19 protein-coding genes are annotated in these 17631 nt (G+C 66.7%); 3 read left to right on the top strand and 16 right to left on the bottom strand.

What is annotated here, in order from left to right; genetic code table 11:
• Positions 1-65: 65 nt before the first annotated feature.
• From ACEN9O_RS30015 to modA, 4 genes are read right to left on the bottom strand one after another with little or no spacing between them, the layout of a single operon-like run.
• Positions 66-878, bottom strand: a complete 813-nt coding sequence (locus ACEN9O_RS30015) for a TOBE domain-containing protein (protein WP_495615425.1) — start codon at positions 876-878, stop codon at positions 66-68.
• Entirely contained in the window at positions 868-1569 is a 702-nt protein-coding gene (locus ACEN9O_RS30020) for an ABC transporter ATP-binding protein (RefSeq protein WP_495615426.1), read from the bottom strand. Before ACEN9O_RS30020 ends, ACEN9O_RS30015 begins: the two co-directional genes overlap by 11 nt.
• Before the next feature lie 2 nt (positions 1570-1571).
• Entirely contained in the window at positions 1572-2258 is a 687-nt protein-coding gene (gene modB, locus ACEN9O_RS30025; protein WP_495615427.1) for a molybdate ABC transporter permease subunit, read from the bottom strand.
• A 3-nt stretch (positions 2259-2261) separates the two neighbouring features.
• Positions 2262-3005, bottom strand: a complete 744-nt coding sequence (modA, locus tag ACEN9O_RS30030) for a molybdate ABC transporter substrate-binding protein (RefSeq protein ID WP_495615428.1) — start codon at positions 3003-3005, stop codon at positions 2262-2264.
• Positions 3006-3123: 118 nt separating this feature from the next.
• Between modA and ACEN9O_RS30035 the strand changes: the two genes are divergently transcribed.
• Together ACEN9O_RS30035 and ACEN9O_RS30040 are read left to right on the top strand one after the other, a co-directional pair.
• Positions 3124-3948: an AraC family transcriptional regulator gene (locus ACEN9O_RS30035; RefSeq protein ID WP_495615429.1), complete on the top strand. Its 825-nt coding sequence runs from the start codon at positions 3124-3126 to the stop codon at positions 3946-3948.
• An 81-nt stretch (positions 3949-4029) separates the two neighbouring features.
• Positions 4030-4395 (top strand): cupin domain-containing protein, encoded by a 366-nt coding sequence (locus ACEN9O_RS30040; protein ID WP_495615430.1) that lies wholly within the window; start codon positions 4030-4032, stop codon positions 4393-4395.
• On the opposite strand, the gene ACEN9O_RS30045 is transcribed toward ACEN9O_RS30040, so the two are convergent.
• Positions 4392-4742 (bottom strand): VOC family protein, encoded by a 351-nt coding sequence (locus tag ACEN9O_RS30045; protein ID WP_495615431.1) that lies wholly within the window; start codon positions 4740-4742, stop codon positions 4392-4394. The two genes, ACEN9O_RS30040 and ACEN9O_RS30045, sit on opposite strands and share 4 nt — an antisense overlap.
• 80 nt (positions 4743-4822) lie before the next feature.
• Here ACEN9O_RS30045 and ACEN9O_RS30050 point away from each other — a divergent pair, with 80 nt between their 5' ends.
• Positions 4823-5341 carry a YgjP-like metallopeptidase domain-containing protein gene (locus tag ACEN9O_RS30050; protein ID WP_495615432.1) on the top strand — a complete coding sequence of 173 codons (519 nt, stop codon included), beginning with the start codon at positions 4823-4825 and terminating at the stop codon, positions 5339-5341.
• Here the strand turns inward: ACEN9O_RS30050 and ACEN9O_RS30055 are convergent.
• From ACEN9O_RS30055 to ACEN9O_RS30105, 11 genes are all read right to left on the bottom strand, one after another.
• Positions 5292-6182, bottom strand: a complete 891-nt coding sequence (locus tag ACEN9O_RS30055; protein ID WP_495615433.1) for a sigma-70 family RNA polymerase sigma factor — start codon at positions 6180-6182, stop codon at positions 5292-5294. The genes ACEN9O_RS30050 and ACEN9O_RS30055 overlap by 50 nt on opposite strands.
• Before the next feature lie 15 nt (positions 6183-6197).
• Entirely contained in the window at positions 6198-6491 is a 294-nt protein-coding gene (locus ACEN9O_RS30060; RefSeq protein WP_495615434.1) for an antibiotic biosynthesis monooxygenase, read from the bottom strand.
• Positions 6492-6602: 111 nt separating this feature from the next.
• A complete protein-coding gene (locus ACEN9O_RS30065) occupies positions 6603-7139 on the bottom strand; it encodes an LOG family protein (RefSeq protein ID WP_495615435.1) in 537 nt (178 codons plus the stop codon).
• Positions 7139-7921, bottom strand: a complete 783-nt coding sequence (locus ACEN9O_RS30070) for a hypothetical protein (protein WP_495615436.1) — start codon at positions 7919-7921, stop codon at positions 7139-7141. Before ACEN9O_RS30070 ends, ACEN9O_RS30065 begins: the two co-directional genes overlap by 1 nt.
• 16 nt (positions 7922-7937) lie before the next feature.
• Positions 7938-8603 (bottom strand): TetR/AcrR family transcriptional regulator, encoded by a 666-nt coding sequence (locus tag ACEN9O_RS30075; RefSeq protein WP_008446927.1) that lies wholly within the window; start codon positions 8601-8603, stop codon positions 7938-7940.
• Between the two features lie 122 nt (positions 8604-8725).
• A complete protein-coding gene (locus ACEN9O_RS30080) occupies positions 8726-9013 on the bottom strand; it encodes a phasin family protein (protein ID WP_495615437.1) in 288 nt (95 codons plus the stop codon).
• Positions 9014-9127: 114 nt separating this feature from the next.
• Positions 9128-12790 carry an EAL domain-containing protein gene (locus ACEN9O_RS30085; protein ID WP_495615438.1) on the bottom strand — a complete coding sequence of 1221 codons (3663 nt, stop codon included), beginning with the start codon at positions 12788-12790 and terminating at the stop codon, positions 9128-9130.
• A gap of 16 nt (positions 12791-12806) precedes the next feature.
• A complete protein-coding gene (locus ACEN9O_RS30090; protein ID WP_495615439.1) occupies positions 12807-14291 on the bottom strand; it encodes a PAS domain-containing sensor histidine kinase in 1485 nt (494 codons plus the stop codon).
• Positions 14292-14363: 72 nt separating this feature from the next.
• On the bottom strand, positions 14364-15308 hold the full coding sequence (locus ACEN9O_RS30095; RefSeq protein WP_495615440.1) for an esterase/lipase family protein: 945 nt from the start codon (positions 15306-15308) through the stop codon (positions 14364-14366).
• Positions 15309-15338: 30 nt separating this feature from the next.
• Positions 15339-16994 carry a GMC family oxidoreductase N-terminal domain-containing protein gene (locus ACEN9O_RS30100; protein WP_495615441.1) on the bottom strand — a complete coding sequence of 552 codons (1656 nt, stop codon included), beginning with the start codon at positions 16992-16994 and terminating at the stop codon, positions 15339-15341.
• Positions 16991-17515, bottom strand: coding sequence for a twin-arginine translocation signal domain-containing protein (locus tag ACEN9O_RS30105; protein WP_495615442.1), 525 nt, complete (start codon positions 17513-17515; stop codon positions 16991-16993). Before ACEN9O_RS30105 ends, ACEN9O_RS30100 begins: the two co-directional genes overlap by 4 nt.
• Between the last annotated feature and the right edge of the window lie 116 nt (positions 17516-17631).

The following is a 17631-nucleotide window of genomic DNA, read 5'->3' on the forward strand; positions in this document are numbered from 1 at the left end:
TCTGGCGCCCTCGCTGTGCGTGGACATGCTTCACACCGGCGCGCTTCGCCCAGTTCGATACCTGATCAGGCCGGCGTGCCGAGGATGACGCTGGACGCCTTGAAAATGGCGGTGGCGTCCATGCCCGCCTGCAGCGTCAGCGTTTCGCCGCTGTCGCGGGTGACGATGGCGGCAATCGCGGCGCCGCCCGGCAATTCGATGCTGACCTCGGTGTTGACGGCGCCCACCACCACGCGCGTGACCTTGCCGGACAAGCGGTTGCGCGCGGAAAACCGGGCCTCGCCCATTTCCGTCACCACGATCACCGACGAGGCCTTGACCAGCGCGAACGCCTCGGCGCCGATGACCAGGCCCAGGCTGTCGCAGCTGTCGCGCGTGATGGTGGCGACGATACGCTCGCCGCCGGCGATCTCCAGCGTCACCTCGTCGTTCACGGCGCCCTGTTTCAACGCCACCACCCTGCCGCCGAACTGGTTGCGCGCGCTGGTCTTCATCTTCATCCTTTGTATCAGCAAAAAATCGTCGGCCAGCGCGTGCGACTGGCTGCTCAGATGCGCGACGAACTTGCGGTGCTCCTCGTCGATCTTGCGGAAATTTTCCACCAGCTGCGCGCCGCGCGCCGTCAGCCGCGTGCCGCCGCCGCCCTTGCCGCCCGCCGCGCGCTCCAGCAGCGGCTCGCCGGCCAGGTTGTTCATGGCCTCGATGGCGTCCCACGCACCCTTGTAGCTCATGCCGACCGCCTTGGCCGCCGCCGTGATCGAGCCGTGCTCCGCGATGGCCGCCAGCAGCGCCATCCGGTCCTGCCCGCCCAGCTTCTGGCCGCCGACGGTCAGCCATACATTGCCCTGCAATGCCATGCCGTGTGCTTCAGTCTTCATTGCGCGCCACCTGCTCCAGGGCCCTGACGTCGGCCACGTTGCCATCCTCCATGCGCAGCACATGTTCGCCGAAAGCGCGCACGTCTTCGGCATCGTGGGTGATCAGTATCATCGGAATGTCGAGGCGGCGCTGCAGCGCGTCCAGCTCGCCGCGCATGCGTTCGCGCAGGCCGGGGTCCAGCGCCGCGAACGGTTCGTCCAGCAGCAGCGCCGCCGGCTCCGGCGCCAGCGCGCGCGCCAGCGCCACCCGCTGCCGCTGGCCACCGGACAGTTCATGCGGGAACTGCTGCGCCACATGCTCCAGTTCGAAAGCCTGCAGCCAGTGGCGGATCGCCTCGCCATCCGCGTGCGCCAGCGGATTGCGCCAGCCGCGCTGCAAGCCGAAGGCGATGTTTTGCCGCACGTTCAGGTGCGGGAACAGCGCGTAGTCCTGGAACAGATAGGCCAGTTGCCGCTGCTGCGGCGGCAGGTCGATGCCCTTGCCGCTGTCGAACAGGCTGCGGCCGGCCACGTCGATGCGGCCGCTGTCCGGCGTCATCAGGCCGGCCACCGCCCTCAGCAGCAAGCTCTTGCCCGCGCCCGACGGACCGTGGATGACGATGCGCCGGCTGTCCGATGCCAGCCTTGCACGCAGTTCGAAGGTGCGCGCGCCGGAGCGCAGGGTCTTGACGATGTCGATATGGATTTGCATGTTCAGGCCTGTGGATTGCGGTTAGGCGTCAGTTTGTTGGCCGCGACCAGCACCACGATGCAGACCACGGATGTGATGATCACCAGCAGGTTGGCGCTGTCGTCCTGCCCGGCCTGTACGGCCTCGTACACGGCGATCGACAGCGTCTGCGTCTTGCCGGGAATGCTGCCGGCCACCATCAGCGTCGCGCCGAACTCGCCCATCGAGCGCGCGAACGCCAGCAAGGTGCCGCCCAGCACGCCGCGCCAGGCCAGCGGCAGCGTCACGCGCAGGAACACGCCGAACGGCGCAATGCCCAGCACCCTGGCGGCCTGCTCCAGTTGCGTGTCGACCGCCTCGAACGCCGCGCGCGCGCCCTTGAGCACCAGCGGAAACGCCACCACGGCCGCCGCGATCACCGCCGCCTGCCAGGTGAAAATCAGGTTGATGCCAAAGGCCTGCTGCAACCACGCGCCGATCACGCCATGACGGCCGATCACCACCAGCAGGTAGTAGCCGAGCACGGTGGGCGGCATCACCATCGGCAAGGTCAGCAACGCGTCCAGCAGCTCGCGCCCCGGAAAGCGCTTGCGCGCCAGCAGGTAGCCCAGCGCCACGCCCAGCACCAGGTCCAGCAAGGTCGCCCAGCACGCCACCTTCAGCGACAGCCGCAGCGCGATCCACGCCGGTTCGGCAAGCAGCGTATCCACCGCTTACGGACGGCCGAAGCCGTACTTGGCCAGGATCGCCTGGCCGCTGGACGACAACACGTAATCGGCGAAGCGGCGGCCGGCGGCCGCTTGCGGGCCGGCGGCGATCACCGCGATCGGGTAGCTGACCGGGGTATCGGTCGGCACGGCGGCGATCACCCTCACCTTGTCCTTCATCACGGCGGCGTCGGTGGCGTAGACGAAGCCGGCATCGACTTCGCCGCGCGCCACATAGTCCAGGCTCTGGCGCACCGAGGTGCCGAAGATGGCCTTGGGTTCGACGGCCGTCCACAGCCTGGCCTGCTCCAGCGCATGCCGGGTGTAGCGGCCCACCGGCACGCTGGCCGGATTGCCCATCGTCACGCGGGTGACGGCGGCCTGCCGCAGGTCGGCGATGCCCTTGATCGGCAAGGTGGCGGCCAGCGGCGTGACCAGCACCAAGCTGTTGCGGGCGAAGTTCCTGCGGCTGCCGGCGGCCAGCAGCTTCAGGCCGTCGGCCTTGTCCATCGCGTCCTGGTCGGCCGAGGCGAACACGTCGACCGGCGCCCCCTTGGCGATCTGCTGCACCAGCGGATCGGAGGCGGCAAAGTTGAACAACAGCTTGTCGCCCGCATGCTCCCTCTCGTAGGCCGCGCCGATTTCCTTGAACGCATTGGTCAGGCTGGCCGCGGCCGATACCGTGATCTCCGTCGCCGACGCGGCCGTCGCCGCCAGCATCAGCACCACCCCAAGTTTCAACGCCCGCATCATCTTCCCTTTAAGCAACAAATCCGTAATAAACTCGATTATATAGCGATGTGGGGCATACTGCGCTATGCAGAAATGACTATGCGGTCTATGGCCATCGATTTTGGAAGGAATTGACATGGGGTACTTCAACGACGGCTCGCCGCGTCACGGCACGGACTGGTTGCGGCGCGGGCCCCAATCCGAGGGTGTCGACCTGGTCGAGGCCTACTTTCAAGGGGCGGCATACGGGGCGCACCGGCATGACAGCTACGCCATCGGCCTGACTATGGCGGGCGTACAATCTTTCCGTTACCGCTCGGCCATGCGCCACAGCCTGTCCGGGCAGGCGCTGGTGCTGCATCCCGACGAAGTGCACGACGGCCAGGCCGGCACCGACGACGGTTTCCACTACCGCATCGCCTACCTGGCGCCGGCCTTGCTGCAACAAGTGCTGGGCGGCGCGCCGCTGCCGTTCATCGACGGCGGCGTGTCCGGCGACCGCCGGCTGGTCAGGGCGGCGCGCGGGTTGCTGGACAATTTCGACGCCGCGCCCGGCTCGCTGGAGCGCGACGATGCGCTGGTCGACATCGCCACCGCGCTGCGCCAGCTGGCCGGCCAGCCCGACCTGCCGGGCGGCGACTTCCGCGCCGCCCAAGTCGCCCGCGAACACATCCACGACGCCCTGCTCTCGCCGCTGACGCTGGACCAGCTGGCGCAAGCCAGCGGCCGCGACCGCTGGAGCCTGTCGCGCGACTTCCGGCGTTTTTTCGGCACCAGCCCGCACCGCTACCTGACCTTGCGCCGGCTTGAACTGGCGCGCCGGCTCATGCTGCAAGGCCTGCCGCTGGCCGACTGCGCGGCCCACGCCGGCTTTGCCGACCAGCCCCACCTGACCCGTCATTTCGTCGCCGCCTACGGCATTGCGCCGGGCCGCTGGTTGCGGCTGAACCGGCGCGCATGACCTTCCCTGGCGCACAAACGTTCAAGACCGGCCACGCCCAAGCCGCTACAGTGGCGACTCCACCGTCCCACAGGAGCCGCCATGAAACCAGCAATATCCCCCGCCGCCAGCGCCGCCGCGCTGACCGAACACTGGTCGCCGCGCGTGATCGCCGAACTGGATGACAGCTACGTCAAGGTCGCCAAAGTGCTGGGCTCGCTGGCCTGGCACAGCCACGACGCCGAAGACGAACTGTTCTTCATCCTCAAAGGCAGTCTGCGCATCGAGCTGGACGACGGCGCGGTCGAACTGTCCGAGGGTCAGGCCTACGTGGTGCCGAAAGGCGTGCGCCACAATCCGGTGGCGGAACAGGAATGCCTGCTCATGCTGATCGAGAAGCAAGCCACGCTGCACACCGGCGCCACGGTTACCGCGAAGACCCGCTCCATCGAGGAACAGCTGGGCTAGTCATGCGAGAGGATGTTCAGCAAGCGTCCAAACGGATCGCGCACGAACAGGCGCCGCACGCCCCACGGCTCGCTGACGGGGCCATATTCGAGCGGAAGGCGCGCGGCGACGAGGCGCCGGTGGACTTCTTCCAGGTCGTCCACCTCGATCGACAGGTCGGGCACCGGCGTGCCCGACCCGCCTTCGGACGCAAAGCTGATCTGCGGCGCGGCCTGCCCGTCGCCCGCCAGGGTCACGATCCAGCCGTGGTCCATGACCACCGCCAAACCCAGCACGCCGGAATAAAACGCCTTGGCGGCCTCGATGTCCACCGTGGCGATATTGGTCACGATACGTGTTACCTGCATAGCTAGCCCTTTCAAATGAGGAGGTCCGCCGGGTGTGTGTGGTACAGTCACGCCTCGATTCTTTCCCGCCGTGCCCCGCCATGTCCTCCCTGAAGTACCTCAGCGCCTATTCCGAGCAAACCCAGCAGCAAGTGTCGCAACTACTGGCCCAGAACCGTCTGGGCGAAGTGCTGCTCAAGCGCTACAGCAAGGCGCACGAGCTGCGCACCGACAAGGCACTGTACCAGTATGTGCAGGATTTGAAAAATGAGCATTTGCGCAACGCCGAGCCGATCAACAAGGTCGAGTACGACAGCAAGATCCACGTGATCAATCACGCGCTGGGCTTGCACACCTCCATCTCGCGGGTCCAGGGCGGCAAGCTCAAGGCCAAGCACGAGATCCGCGTGGCGACGCTGTTCAAGGAAGTGCCGATTGAGTTTCTGCGCATGATAGCGGTCCACGAGCTGGCCCACATCAAGGAGAAGCAGCACGACAAGGCCTTCTACAAGCTGTGCACGTACATGGAGCCGAATTACCACCAATACGAATTCGACCTGCGCCTCTATCTCACCGAGCTGGACCAGTCGGGCAATCGTCTCTGGAGTCAAGCGGCGTAATCTCCAGCCCGTCCATCGCGTAGCGCGCATACAGGAAGTCGCGGATGCCGGCGACCTGGCCGCCCGCGAATTCCAGCGCCACGAAATAAGCCGGCGTATCGAGCGCCACCTCGCGGTCGAACACCAGCATCCCGGCGCGGCCCTCCACTAGGGCCGCGGCAAACACCCAGCGCACGGCCGCGGCATAGGCGCCAAAGTAGTCGCCGACGTCGTGCTTGCCGCTGCGGCGCAGCTTGGTCACCAGCTCCAGCTGCACATCTTCGGCCAGCATTGCGCGCACCGTGTCGAAGTCGCCGGTCTTGAAACCATCCACGTAGGCCAGCAGACGCGCGCCGGTGGCGTCATCGATGCCGGGCAAGGCGGGCTCGCCGGCAACGGCGCGCAGCCGTTCGCGCCCGCGCTGCAGCGCCGACTTGACGGCAGGCTCGCTGGAGCCGGCGATGGCAGCAGCCTCCTCCAGTGTGTGGCCCAGCACGTCCTTCAATATCTCCGCGCTGCGCTGCAACGGCGGCAGCCGCATGAAGCTGCGCAGGCAGCTCGCGGCGATCTCCGGGTCGGGCGCTTCGGGCGATGACAAGGCGGCGAGTTCCTCTTCATCCTCCATCGGCGGGATGCGCGCGCGGTGCCGCAGGAAATCCAGTGCGGCGTTGTGGGCGATCCGGTACAGCCAGGCCTGGGGATTTTCCAGCCCGCCGAAGGATGCCCGGGCAGCAAAGGCCTTCGCCAGCGCATCCTGGACGATGTCCTCGACGTCCATCACCGACCCGCTCATGCGGGCGCAATAGCGATGCAGCCTGGGCCGCATTTCGCCGAGCAGTTTTTCAAGCACTACATCGTCCATAGCTGGTGCGCCTGTCTAAGCCTTGGCCGCATGGACGACGTCGCCCATGATCGCGTCGATCGTAGCAAAGGCAGCGAGTTTTGGATAGTAGGCCACCATGCGCGGGTCGGCCCGCATCGCCGCGACCGCGGCCGGGTCGCGCCATTGGGAATGGATGACGATGCGCGCGCCATCCGCGCTCGCGACCAGGTCGGTGGAAATCCAGCCGTCCAGCGTGCGGATCACGGTGTGTATATTGTCCCGCAACATGTCCAACACCTGGCTCTGGTTGGCGGGGTCGACGGTCAGGGGGATCATCAAGGTAGTCATGGTTCGTCTCTCAGCTTGGGCAGGCCCGCCAATCGGGCCTGTACTCTGTAAGACGACGAACCGCGACAAAACGGATCGGTCCCGGAAAAATATTTATCTTTCCGCGCGGGCTTACGCCTTCAGCAGCTGCAGCAAGGCCTCGGGCTCCGGCGCGGACATCATCAGGGCCGCATGCTGCGGACGGATGAAGCCCTGCGCGCTGGCGTGCTGGATGAACCCGGTCAAGCCGTCATAGAAGCCATCGACGTTCAGCAGCCCGACCGGCTTGGCATGGATGCCCAGCTGCGACCAGGTCAGCATTTCAAACAGCTCCTCCAGCGTGCCCATGCCGCCCGGCATGGCGATGAAGCCGTCGGCCAGCTCGGCCATCATGGCCTTGCGCTCATGCATGTCCTTGACGATGAACTGGCGCGTCAGGCCGGTGTGACCCACTTCCCGCTCCACCAGCGCGGTCGGGATCACGCCCGTCACCTCGCCGCCCATGCGCAGCACTTCATCGGCGATGGTGCCCATCAGGCCCACATTGCCGCCGCCGTAGACCAGCGACAGGTTGTTCGCCACCAGGGCCCGGCCCAGGGCGCGGGCCGCTTCGGCATACACAGGATTGACACCGGCGTTGGCGCCGCAATACACGCAAATAGCTTTCACTACTGTTTTTCCTCTTCCAGTTCTCGTTTGGCCGCGTCCAAGTCGAGCCGCTCCATCGCATCGTGGACGGGGCAGCGGGCTGCTTGCTCACACAGGCTCTGTGCTTCGGCCTGCTTCCGTTTACCTTCCAGCATCATCATCGCACGCGCATAGCGGACCCGGGCAATCGCCGACTCCGGCGTCAGCGTCAATGCGAGCTGAAACTGTTTATAACATTCGTCCTTTTTCACGCCATAGGTCAGGCCGCCGATCATGGCGCCCACCTTGTCGAGGATCTCGGCGTGGTAGACGCCCAGCGCGATGTGCGCGTCGGCGCGCTGCGGCGCCAGGCGGATCGCCGTGTCCAGGCTGTTGCGCACCTTGGCGCCCAGTCCCTGCGCCAGCGCCTTGACCACCGAGATCCCTTGCGAATACTGGCCCAGCGCGTACGCATGCCAGTAGTAGCCGGACGGGTTGCCGGGTTGCTCCAGCTGCTGGCGTTCGCAGCGCTCGGCCACGCACTCGAAGGTGGCCAGCTTTTTCTGCGGGCTGCGCTCCAGGTAATGCGCGTAGATGCAGATGGCCTTGTGCGCCACCGAGTAGCCGTTCACGCCCACGTCCAGGCCCAGCCGCGCGGCCCGCTCGAACTCGCCGGCGTGGAAGGCGATCCAGGCCTGCACCAGCAGGGGATGGGCCGGGAACGGCTCCTGGTCACCGCCATGCAGCACCGGCCAGGCTGCTTCCAGGCTGGCCGGCGTGTACTGGTATGCGGGATCAGGGTAGGGAAAGGGGTTCCACGCCATGGCAGTCTCCGTCAGCCTACTTGAGCTTTTTCAGATATTCTTCGGACAGTTTCTGGAACAGCAAACTGGTTTCGTTGCGCAGGTACGGACCGATCTGCGACAGCACCTGGTAGCAGCCGCGCGCCAGGGCGTCGGCCATCGATTGCTGCTCGCTGTATTTGCGCGGATTGCGCACGTATTCGTAGGACAGCCAATACGTGGCCACCACCACCATATTGGTGGCCATGGCGTCGATGGCGGTGTCGGAGGCTTCCAGCGATTTTTCGCTGCGCAGGTCTTCGCACAGCTGCTTGGCGACCTTGATCTTGTGCGCCAGGATCTGCTTGAAGTGCAGCTCCAGCTTGCGGTTGCGCGACAGCAGGTCGTTGAGGTCACGGTAGAAAAAGCGGTAGCGCCAGATCAGTTCGAACATCAGGTGCAGGTACAGCCAGACGTCCTCGATGTTCGAGCGGCGGCCGTTGGGCACGGTCAGGATGCGCTCGATCTCGGCCTCGAACTGTACGAAGATCGAGTTGACGATGTCGTCCTTGTTACGAAAATGGTAGTACAGATTCCCCGGCGAGATATTCATCTCCTCGGCGATCACCGTGGTGGTGATGTTGGGTTCGCCGAATTCGTTAAACAAGCGCAGCGATAGTTCGAGTATGCGTTCGCGGGTACGGCGGGGTGCTTTTTGTAGCATAGCAAGGAGACCTCTGTTTATTCTCCTGCAAGCATAACACCGATGAGACAATCTTAGAAACATCCGTGCGTGCTTTTACGCGCACATGCCGGGCTGATGCCGCAAGATACGGCCAAACCGGCCTAACGCCGGCTATTCTTCAGCTTTTCCGCCGCACGCAGCGCGGCCACCTGCAGGGTCAGTTCATCGATACGCCGGTTCAGCGCCGCGACCTCGGCGGCGGTCGGCACGCCGATCGAGCTCAGCGCGCGCAGCACGCGCTCCTCGAACAGCTGCATGGAAAAGAACTTGCCCTCCTCTTCCTGCGCCTTGGCGAAGGCGCTCAGGCCGGCCTGCCAGATCTCCTGCGAGGACATGCGGACCACGTCGGCGGTTTGCTGGTCTTCATTGCCCTTCAACTTCTTTACCATGTGAACGTCCCGAGTTTGCGTTGCCGGTATTTTATTGTAGTCGGCAAAACTAGAGAACGTTTTCTAATGCTCGGGCGGCGCCACCAGCCACTTGCGTTGCGCGTTGTTCCCGGCTCACTCCTTGACGTCCTCGGCAACCTGCCGCGCCGGCACCGCCGTGGGCGCGTGGCCGCCATGCACCTGCGCGTGCAGGCGGAAGCCTTCGCGGATGTTCTCGCGCAGCACCGCGCCCTTCCACGGCTTGGTGTAGAAGCGGTCGATGGCGCCGTGGTTGATGGCGGCCATGATGGGCGTCAGGTCGGCATAGGCCGACAGCATGATGCGGAAGGTGTCCGGCGCCAGGTTCTTGACCCGCTCCATGAACTCGGTGCCGCTCATCAAAGGCATGCACTGGTCGCACAGGATCACCTGCACCCGGTTCTGCGCCAGGATGTCGAAGCCCTCGGCCGCGGTCTGCGCGGTCAGGATGCGGTAGCCGTCCTGCGACAGGAAATCGGTCAGCACGTCAAGCATGAAGGCGTCGTCGTCGACGATCAGCAGGGTCTGCTGATCGACCACGCTTTCGTCGGCCGGCGCCTGCAGGAAGCGGCCCTCGCGCAACATCAGCTCGAAGTCGTCCTCCGGCAACGGCCGGCTGAAGTAATAACCCTGCATCTCGTCGCAGCCGTGGCGGCGCAGGTAGGCCAGTTGGGCGTCCTTCTCCACGCCCTCGGCGATCACTTCCAGCTTCATGCTGTGCGCCATGTTGATGATGGCCAGCACGATGGCGGCGTCGTCCGGGTTGCTGGTCACTTCGCGCACGAAGGCGATGTCGATCTTCAGCTTGTCGATCGGGAAGCGCTTCAGGTAGGCCAGCGAGGAATAGCCGGTGCCGAAGTCATCGATCGAGATCTGGATGCCCAGCGCCTTCAGGTTCTGCAACACCGTGATGGTCTCTTCCGCGTTGGACATCAGCGAGCTTTCGGTCAGCTCCAGCTCCAGCAGCTCCGGCGCGATGTCGTGCTCCTTGATCGCCTTGAGCACCTCCTCCTCCAGCCCGCCGACGAAGAACTGGATGCCCGAGACGTTGACCGACAGATGCACCGCGCCCGCGCCCGACTTGCCCCACAGCGCGATCTTGCGGCACGCCTCGTGCAGCACCCAGGTGCCGACCCGGACGATCAGCCCGGTCTCCTCCAGGATGGGAATGAACAGCGCCGGCGACACCATGCCATGGCCCGGCCGCTTCCAGCGTATCAGCACCTCGGCGCCGCTGATGCGGCCGGTGCCGATGTGCACCTTGGGCTGGAAGTGCAGCACGAACTCCTCGTTGTCAATGGCCCGCCGCAGCGCGTTCTCCAGGTCCAGCCGCGCCAGCGATTGCGCGTTCATCTCCGAGGTGAAGAAGCGGAAGGCGTCGCGCCCGGCCTCCTTGGCGCGGTACATGGCGGTGTCGGCGTACTGGATCAGCGTGTCGGGATCGGTGCCGTCGTCCGGATAGACCGAGATGCCGATGCTGGCCGTCACCGTCACCTCGTGGCCCTTGAGGTCGAACGGCCGGCGCATCGACTCGCGGATCTTGTCGACCACGGCGATGGCGTTCTGCGCGCCCTCGGGCAGCATCAGGATGGCGGCGAATTCGTCGCCGCCGAAGCGGCCGATGGTGTCGCGCACCCGCAGGCAGTCCACCAGCCGGCTGGAGAACTGCCGCAGCAGCTCGTCGCCGATGGTGTGGCCCAGCGTGTCGTTGACGTTCTTGAAGCGGTCGACGTCGAGGAACAGCACCGCCAGCGACCACTTGTGGTCGCTGGCCTGGCGCAGCGAGTGGCTCAGCGAGTCGTAGAACTGGCTGCGGTTGGGCAGGCCGGTCAGGGTGTCGAAGTGGGCCAGCTTGAGCAGGCGCTGCTCGGCTTCCTTGCGCTCGGTGATGTCGCGCGCCACCGCCACCAGGATCCAGCTGGGGCCGGAGCGCAGGGTGCGCCGCTGCACCTCCACCGACAGCGGCGAGCCGTCCTTGCGGTACAGCAGCAGCTCGGTCATGGCGCCGCTCTGGTCGCCGGCCAGCAGCTTGTCGTACAGCTCCTCCAGCCGGTTCAACCCGCCCTCGATGGACTTGTTGGGGCCGACCTTGAGGAAGTCCTCGCGCTCGTAGCCCAGCATGCGGCAGGCGGTGACGTTGACGTCGACAAAGCACATGCCGGCGCGGTCGACCAGGAAGATGGCGTCGGCGGTGGCGTCCATCGCCAGCCGGAAGCGGCGCAGGTCCTCATCAAGGCGGATGCGGGCGTTCATGTCCAGCGTCAGCTGGGCGTGGTGGCGCTTGATCTCGTCGTACAGCAGCAGGTTTTCGTAGGCCACCGAGATCTGCGCGGCCACCGTGGCGGCGACCCGCTCGTCGACCTCGGAGAAGCCGTCGGCGCCCAGCTTGTCGACCAGGTACAGCCAGCCGTGGATGCGCTCGCGCGAGGCGATCGGCACGCCGAGGAAGGAGTGCACCGGCGGATGGCTGGCCGGCAGGCCGATGCCGGTCGGGTCGCCGTTCAAGTCGTTGATGCGGCAGGCCTGGCGCTGCTCCAGCAGGCCGCGCAGCACGCCGGCGCGCGGCGCCTGGGCGATCTGCCGGCCCGGCACGCCGGCGCCGCAGCTGGCGAAGTAGGCCAGCTCGGCCGCGCCCGGCTCCAGCACGCCGATGCAGGCGTACTTGGAGACGCAGATGTTCTGCGCCACCCGGCAGCCGATCTCCACCAGCGCGCCGGGGTCGCGCTCGGCGCCCAGCTCGATGCCCAGCTCGATCAGCGCGGTCAGCCGCAGGCTCACCGCCTGCAGGCTGGAGAGCGAACTGGTGAGCCGCTGCGTCATGCGCGTCAGGTTTTCCGGCGCCGCCTCGTCGGTCTCGTGGGCGAACTTGGACAGCAGCTGGCTGCTCGACTCCAGCTCGCCCAGGTATTCGGCCACCTTGTCGTCGATGTTGTGGAAGCGCCCTTCCTGCGGCGGATCCGGCGCGAACGTGGGCAGCGTCTCGTCCTCGCTCACCTCGGCCAGGCCCAGCGCCTCGTGCACGGTGCGCAGGATCACCTCGGGATCGGACGGCTTGGGCAGCACCCAGCGCACGCCGCAGGACTGCGCCACCGCCATCGCCTCGCGCTCGCGGTAGGTGGCGGTGTAGAAGATCACCGGCACGTCGGCCGTCTGCGGGTCGCTGTGCAGGCGGGTGACGAACTCGTAGCCGTCCATATTGGGCATCAGGATATCGGAGATCACCAGGTCGGGCTTTTCGGCGCGCACCATGGTCAGGCCCTCGGCGCCGTTGGCCGCCTCCAGCAGCCGGTGGCCGCCGTAGCCCAGCAGGGTCATCAGGAATTCGCGGTTCAGCACGTGGTCGTCGACGATCAGGATCGTGGCGATGTCGTTTTTAAGCGGGGTCGACACCGCCCCGGTCAAGAAAGACTCGATTTGCTTGACGAAGCTGTCCGGCTCGACCGGCTTGCCGATGTAGCCGTCGAAGCCGGCCTCCAGCAGTTTCTCGCGGTCGCCGGCCATCGCCAGCGCCGTCACCGCCAGCATCGGGATGTGGCGCAGCGCCGGATCGGCCTTGAGCGCGGCCACCACGCCGTAGCCGTCCAGCTTGGGCAGGTGGATGTCGCAGATGATCAGGTCCGGCACTTCCCGCCGCGCCGCGGCGACGCCGGCCTCGCCATCGCTGGCCGACAAGGGCTCGTAGCCGAAGGCGCGCAACAGGTACACCATCAACTCCATGTTGGTGGCATTGTCTTCTATGATCAGGATACGGGCCGACACGTCGAACTCCCCTTTGTCATCGTTCCAGCGGCAGCGCCAGGGTGAAACTGCTCCCGACGCCGGATACACTTTCAAACACAATCTCGCCGTGCAGCAGCGCCGCCAGGCGCTGGCTCAGGTGCAGGCCCAGCCCCGTGCCCTCCAGCTGCCGCATCTTGCTGGGATCGAGCTGGGAAAAGGCCTGGAACAAACCGTCCCGCTCGTTCTCCGCGATGCCGATGCCGGTATCGCAGATGCTGATCGTCGCACGGGCGCGGCCATGGACCGTGCCCTGCCCCAGCCGCACCACCACGCTGCCGCGCTCGGTGAACTTAATCGCATTGTGGAGCAAATTCATCAGTATCTGTTGCAGCGCGTGGCGGTCGGCGACCACGGTCAGGTCGTCCGGCGCGCTGACCAATTTCAGCTCCAGCCCTTTATGCCGGGCCTGTGGCTCAAACAGCAACAATATCTCGTCGATCACTGCGCGGCAGGGGGTGGGCTTGAGGTCGAGCGCCATGCTGCCGGTTTCAATCTGGGTCAGTTCCAGCAAGTCGTTGATCAAGGATAGCAGATGTCGCGCGCTGCTTTGCACGGTCTGCAACTGTTTTTCCTGATCATCATTAATTGGACCAGGCAACTTCATCAACATAGTACCTGTAAAACCGATGATCGCGTTCAACGGCGTGCGCAATTCATGCGACATGCCGGTCAGGAAGCGGTCCTTGGCGGCGTTGGCGCGCGCCAGTTCGGCGTTTTTTTCCTGCAGCGCGCGCTCGATCCGCTTGCGTTCGCTGGTGTCGCGGATCGCGCTCATCACCAGCGTGCCCTCCTCGGTGACGACCGGGCTCAGGCTGATCTCGACCGGGAACTCCGCGCCGTCGCTGCGCAGGCCGTACAGCTCGCGGCCGCCGCCCATGGGCCGCACCACCGGCTGCTCATGGTAGGCGTTGCGGTGCGCCACGTGCGCGTGCCGGAAGCGCGACGGCATCAGCTGCTCCAGCGCCAGGCCGCGCATGCCGCCGCGCGGGTAGCCGAACAGCGCCTCGGCCTGGGCGTTGACCAGCACCACGCGGCCGCCGGCGTTGGCCACGATGATGGCGTCCGGCAGCGACTCCAGCAGGCCGGCGAAGCGCGCCTGGACCAGCTTGGCGTCGCGCAGCACCTTGAGCGCGGTGACGTCTTTTTTACTCCACAAAATATATTCGGGCTGGCCGTCGCTGTCGCGCACCAGCTTGGACGAGCTGTCGATGTAGACCAGCGTGCCGTCCTTGGCGTGGCGCATCGACTCGTAACTGGCGACGCCGCGCTGCAAGGTCTCACGCAACACCGCGCGCTCGCTGCCGTCCTGGCCGGCCGGCACGATCAGCTCGTCCAGGCTGCGGCCCACCGCCTCGCTGCTGCTGTAGCCGAACATCGCCTGCGCGCCATTGCTCCAGCAGACGACGGCGCCGTCCAGCGCGGTCAGCACGACGGCGTCCGGCGTTTCGTTCAGGATGAGTGTGCCGAAGTCGCTTGCCATGGCGCCGCCTGTTGTTCATGGGTACACATCGATAAACATACAGTAACGCGCAACGCGAATATGCACACAAAATCACAATTCGGCGGCGGTGGCGATTTCATCCATGGCGCAGCGCAGGATGGCGGGATGCCGGCCCAGCGCCACATGGCCCACGGCCCCGAAAACCAGGTTGCGCGCGCCCGGCAAGGCGCCGGATTCCTGCGGGGCGACGATGTTGTCATGCACGGAATAAATCGAGCTGAACAAACTACGTTGCAAATTTGCCTCAGAGGCGGCCAGCGCTGCCAGCCAATCGCTGCGGTAGCGCATTTGCACGGCGTTGCCGCCCGGTCCGAAATGCGCCAGCGCCGTGCCGTGGTGCGGCGTGCCCAGCGTGATCACCCGCGCCACGGCGGCCGCGCCATAGCGGCGCAGCCAGGCGCGCGCCACCAGCCCGCCCATGCTGTGGCCGACGATGATGACTTGCTTGCTGCCAGTCGCCGCGCACAGGCGCTCGATGGCGGCCTGCACCTGCGGCGCGTAGGCGTCGATCGAGGCGCCCGGCGGCTCGAGGTCGATGCCGTAGTGGCTGATGCCGGCCCGCGCCAGCCGCGCGCTAAGCGGCCGCCAGTAGCCGCTGTTGCAAGCGTAGCCGTGGATCAGCAGCACCGGCAGGCCGCGCGCCTGCGGCTGCAAGCGCATGCCGAGCGGACGCAGCATGTAGTAGCTCGAGGCCAGCATCGAGGCGCTGAACTCGTGCAGGAACAGGCTGGCCGCGCTGGCCGGATTGAGCGCGTGCGCGGCCGGCGTGGGATCGCCCTTGCCGGCGCGCGAGCTGAGCAGGAAGTTGTTGACCGACAGCGCCAGCCGCACCAGCAGCACCGCCGCCAGGCCGACGCCGAGGCAGGCCAGCGCCGTCAGCGCTGGATGGAGCGGAGCGGGCCAGGCCGGCCGCCACAGCCGGTACAGGCCGGCCGCCAGCGCCAGCGCGGCGCCCGCTTGCACCGCCAGCAACAGGATAATCCAGCGTTTGATCATGCCGCCATCATACCCCGGCGCCGCCTCAGGTCAGGTCCGGAGCGGCCGGGCCGCCGGCTTGCCGGTCAGCTGCTGCGCCAGCTTGCTGGCCAGGCGCGCCGTGATGCCGTAGATCGACAGCTGCGGATTGGCGCCGATCGAGGTCGGGAACAGCGAGCCGTCGTGCACCGACAGGTTGGCCAGGCCATGATAGCGGCCGTCGGCGCCGCACACGCCCTGGCGCTCATCGTCCGACATGGCGCAGCCGCCCATCACGTGGGCCGACACCACCCGCGTCGCCAGCAGCTTGAGCGGCAGCGCGGCGATGCCGGCCTTGGCCTGCGCCCAGCTGGTGTAGCGCGGCGCCGACTCGTGCACCGGCGACACGTCCCGGGCGCCGGCGGCGAACTGGATCTCGGCCATCGTCAGGAAGGCGCGGCGCGCGCCGTCCCAGATGAAATCGCCGATCGGATAGTCGAGCACCGGCGCGCCGCGGCCGTCCACTGCCACGCTGCCGCCGGGGGCGCCGGCGTGGAAGCCGTCGCGCAGCAGCGCCAGGATCGCCTGCTTGTGCGGGAACTGCGCCATGTCGCCGGCGTGCTGGGCGCCGAAGCCGGCGGTGGTGGTGGCCAGCAGCAGCGGATGCAGCGGCGGCACCTCCAGCTTGTAGCCCATCGGGCCGTCGATCGGGCCGGTGTGCAGGAAGTGGTCGGAGTACACCGTCTGCGGCGCGCCGGCGTAGCCGTCCACGCGCTGTTCGAAGGTGCCGGCCGAGATCACCACCGGATGCAGGAAGGTGCGCTTGCCCAGCAGGCCGTGCGGATCGGGCGCGCCCGAGCGCAGCAGCAGCGCCGGCGAATTGATGGCGCCGCCGGCGACGATGTAGTGCCGGGCGCGCAGCGTGATGCGGCGCCCGCTCGGCACCTGGCCGGCGGCGTCCAGCGCCACGCAGTCCAGCTGCGCCACCTTGTCACCCTGGATGACAAAGCGCTCGGCGCGCGCGCGCGTCAGCAGGGTCGCGCCCCGCGCCAGCGCGGACGGGATGGTGGTGACCAGCATCGACTGCTTGGCGTTGGTCGGGCAGCCCATGCCGCAGTAGCCCAGGTTCCAGCAACCGTTGACGTTGCGCCGTATCAGCCCGGTCGGGATGCCCAGCTTGGCCGCGCCGCGGCGCAGCAGGTCGTTGTTCTCGTTGGGCGCGGCCTGCCAGTCGCTGATGTTGAGGCGCTGCTCCATCATGCCGAACCACGGCGCCAGCTGCTCCGGCGTGTAGTCCTTTAAACCATACTGTTTAGTCCAATACGCCAGCGTGATGTCGGGCGTGCGGAAGCTGCTGGTCCAGTTGACGGTGGTGGTGCCGCCGACGGTGCGCCCCTGCAGGATGTTGATGCCCTTGTCGCGCGTCTTGCGCGCCGCCGATTCCTGGTACAGCTGCGGATAGGCCTCGGCCTCCTTCATGTTGAAGTCGGACGAGGAGCGCAGCGCGCCCTCCTCGACAATCAGCACGCGCAGGCCGGACAGCGCCAGGATCTCGGCGCTGACGCCGCCGCCGGCACCGCTGCCGACGATGACCACGTCGGCCTCCAGCGTCAGGTCGGCGTCCAGCCGCGCGCAATCGGTGACACGCCAGCCGGCGGCCAGGCCGGCCTGGATCGGGTCGGGTATCGGGCCCTTGGCGGCGGCGATCGGAATATTCGTGTTGGTCATTTCTGCAGCTCCTTCAGCGGACCGGGATAGCCGATCGCGGCCCACGAGGACGGCTCCGCATACCACGGGCCGAGGATCAGGTCATGCAAGGCCAGGTAGGCCGTTTGCAGCGCGTCGAGGCGATGATGGCGCCAGCCTTCCAGGAACGCCGCGACCTCCTGCGGCGCGGCCTGCTCCCAGCCGCCCGACACACCGGCCAGCCAGCGCCGCGCGGGCGCCAGCGCCAGCAGGCCGAACAGGTCCTGCACTTCTTTTTGCGTGCCCAGCGGCAGGCCGTGGATGGCGGCCAGGGTGCGTGTCATGGCGCCGTCCAGCGCCGCCGCGCGCGCGGCCGCTTCGGCCGGCAGCACCGGGCCCAGCATCACCGGCGCGATGGCGGCCAGCACCGCCCTGGCGTCGCCGTCCAGCGCGAAGGGATGGGGCAGCGCCGGCGGATGCGTCAGGCGATAGACGGCGCCGCCGACTGCGAGGGTGATCGCAGCGGCCGCGCCGATCTTGAGGAAAGATCTGCGGGTGGTCATGTCTCCGTCCGTCTGTTTTTTTAATCCAGCTAGTGTACGTGAACGGACGGAGAACCTTGTTCGCAAAAAATAGAGCGCCGCGTCTAGTCGGCGCGCCTTGATCCAGGCTCGGGCGC

It is taken from the genome of Duganella sp. Dugasp78 (assembly GCF_059491455.1).

What these genes read in the sequence shown, in the direction of transcription:
- ACEN9O_RS30015 (WP_495615425.1), bottom strand. Translation starts at nt 878, where the DNA reads ATGAAGACTGAAGCACACGGCATGGCATTGCAGGGCAATGTATGGCTG.
- ACEN9O_RS30020 (WP_495615426.1), bottom strand. Translation starts at nt 1,569, where the DNA reads ATGCAAATCCATATCGACATCGTCAAGACCCTGCGCTCCGGCGCGCGC.
- modA (WP_495615428.1), bottom strand. Translation starts at nt 3,005, where the DNA reads ATGCGGGCGTTGAAACTTGGGGTGGTGCTGATGCTGGCGGCGACGGCC.
- ACEN9O_RS30035 (WP_495615429.1), top strand. Translation starts at nt 3,124, where the DNA reads ATGGGGTACTTCAACGACGGCTCGCCGCGTCACGGCACGGACTGGTTG.
- ACEN9O_RS30040 (WP_495615430.1), top strand. Translation starts at nt 4,030, where the DNA reads ATGAAACCAGCAATATCCCCCGCCGCCAGCGCCGCCGCGCTGACCGAA.
- ACEN9O_RS30045 (WP_495615431.1), bottom strand. Translation starts at nt 4,742, where the DNA reads ATGCAGGTAACACGTATCGTGACCAATATCGCCACGGTGGACATCGAG.
- ACEN9O_RS30050 (WP_495615432.1), top strand. Translation starts at nt 4,823, where the DNA reads ATGTCCTCCCTGAAGTACCTCAGCGCCTATTCCGAGCAAACCCAGCAG.
- ACEN9O_RS30055 (WP_495615433.1), bottom strand. Translation starts at nt 6,182, where the DNA reads ATGGACGATGTAGTGCTTGAAAAACTGCTCGGCGAAATGCGGCCCAGG.
- ACEN9O_RS30060 (WP_495615434.1), bottom strand. Translation starts at nt 6,491, where the DNA reads ATGACTACCTTGATGATCCCCCTGACCGTCGACCCCGCCAACCAGAGC.
- ACEN9O_RS30070 (WP_495615436.1), bottom strand. Translation starts at nt 7,921, where the DNA reads ATGGCGTGGAACCCCTTTCCCTACCCTGATCCCGCATACCAGTACACG.
- ACEN9O_RS30075 (WP_008446927.1), bottom strand. Translation starts at nt 8,603, where the DNA reads ATGCTACAAAAAGCACCCCGCCGTACCCGCGAACGCATACTCGAACTA.
- ACEN9O_RS30080 (WP_495615437.1), bottom strand. Translation starts at nt 9,013, where the DNA reads ATGGTAAAGAAGTTGAAGGGCAATGAAGACCAGCAAACCGCCGACGTG.
- ACEN9O_RS30090 (WP_495615439.1), bottom strand. Translation starts at nt 14,291, where the DNA reads ATGGCAAGCGACTTCGGCACACTCATCCTGAACGAAACGCCGGACGCC.
- ACEN9O_RS30095 (WP_495615440.1), bottom strand. Translation starts at nt 15,308, where the DNA reads ATGATCAAACGCTGGATTATCCTGTTGCTGGCGGTGCAAGCGGGCGCC.
- ACEN9O_RS30100 (WP_495615441.1), bottom strand. Translation starts at nt 16,994, where the DNA reads ATGACCAACACGAATATTCCGATCGCCGCCGCCAAGGGCCCGATACCC.
- ACEN9O_RS30105 (WP_495615442.1), bottom strand. Translation starts at nt 17,515, where the DNA reads ATGACCACCCGCAGATCTTTCCTCAAGATCGGCGCGGCCGCTGCGATC.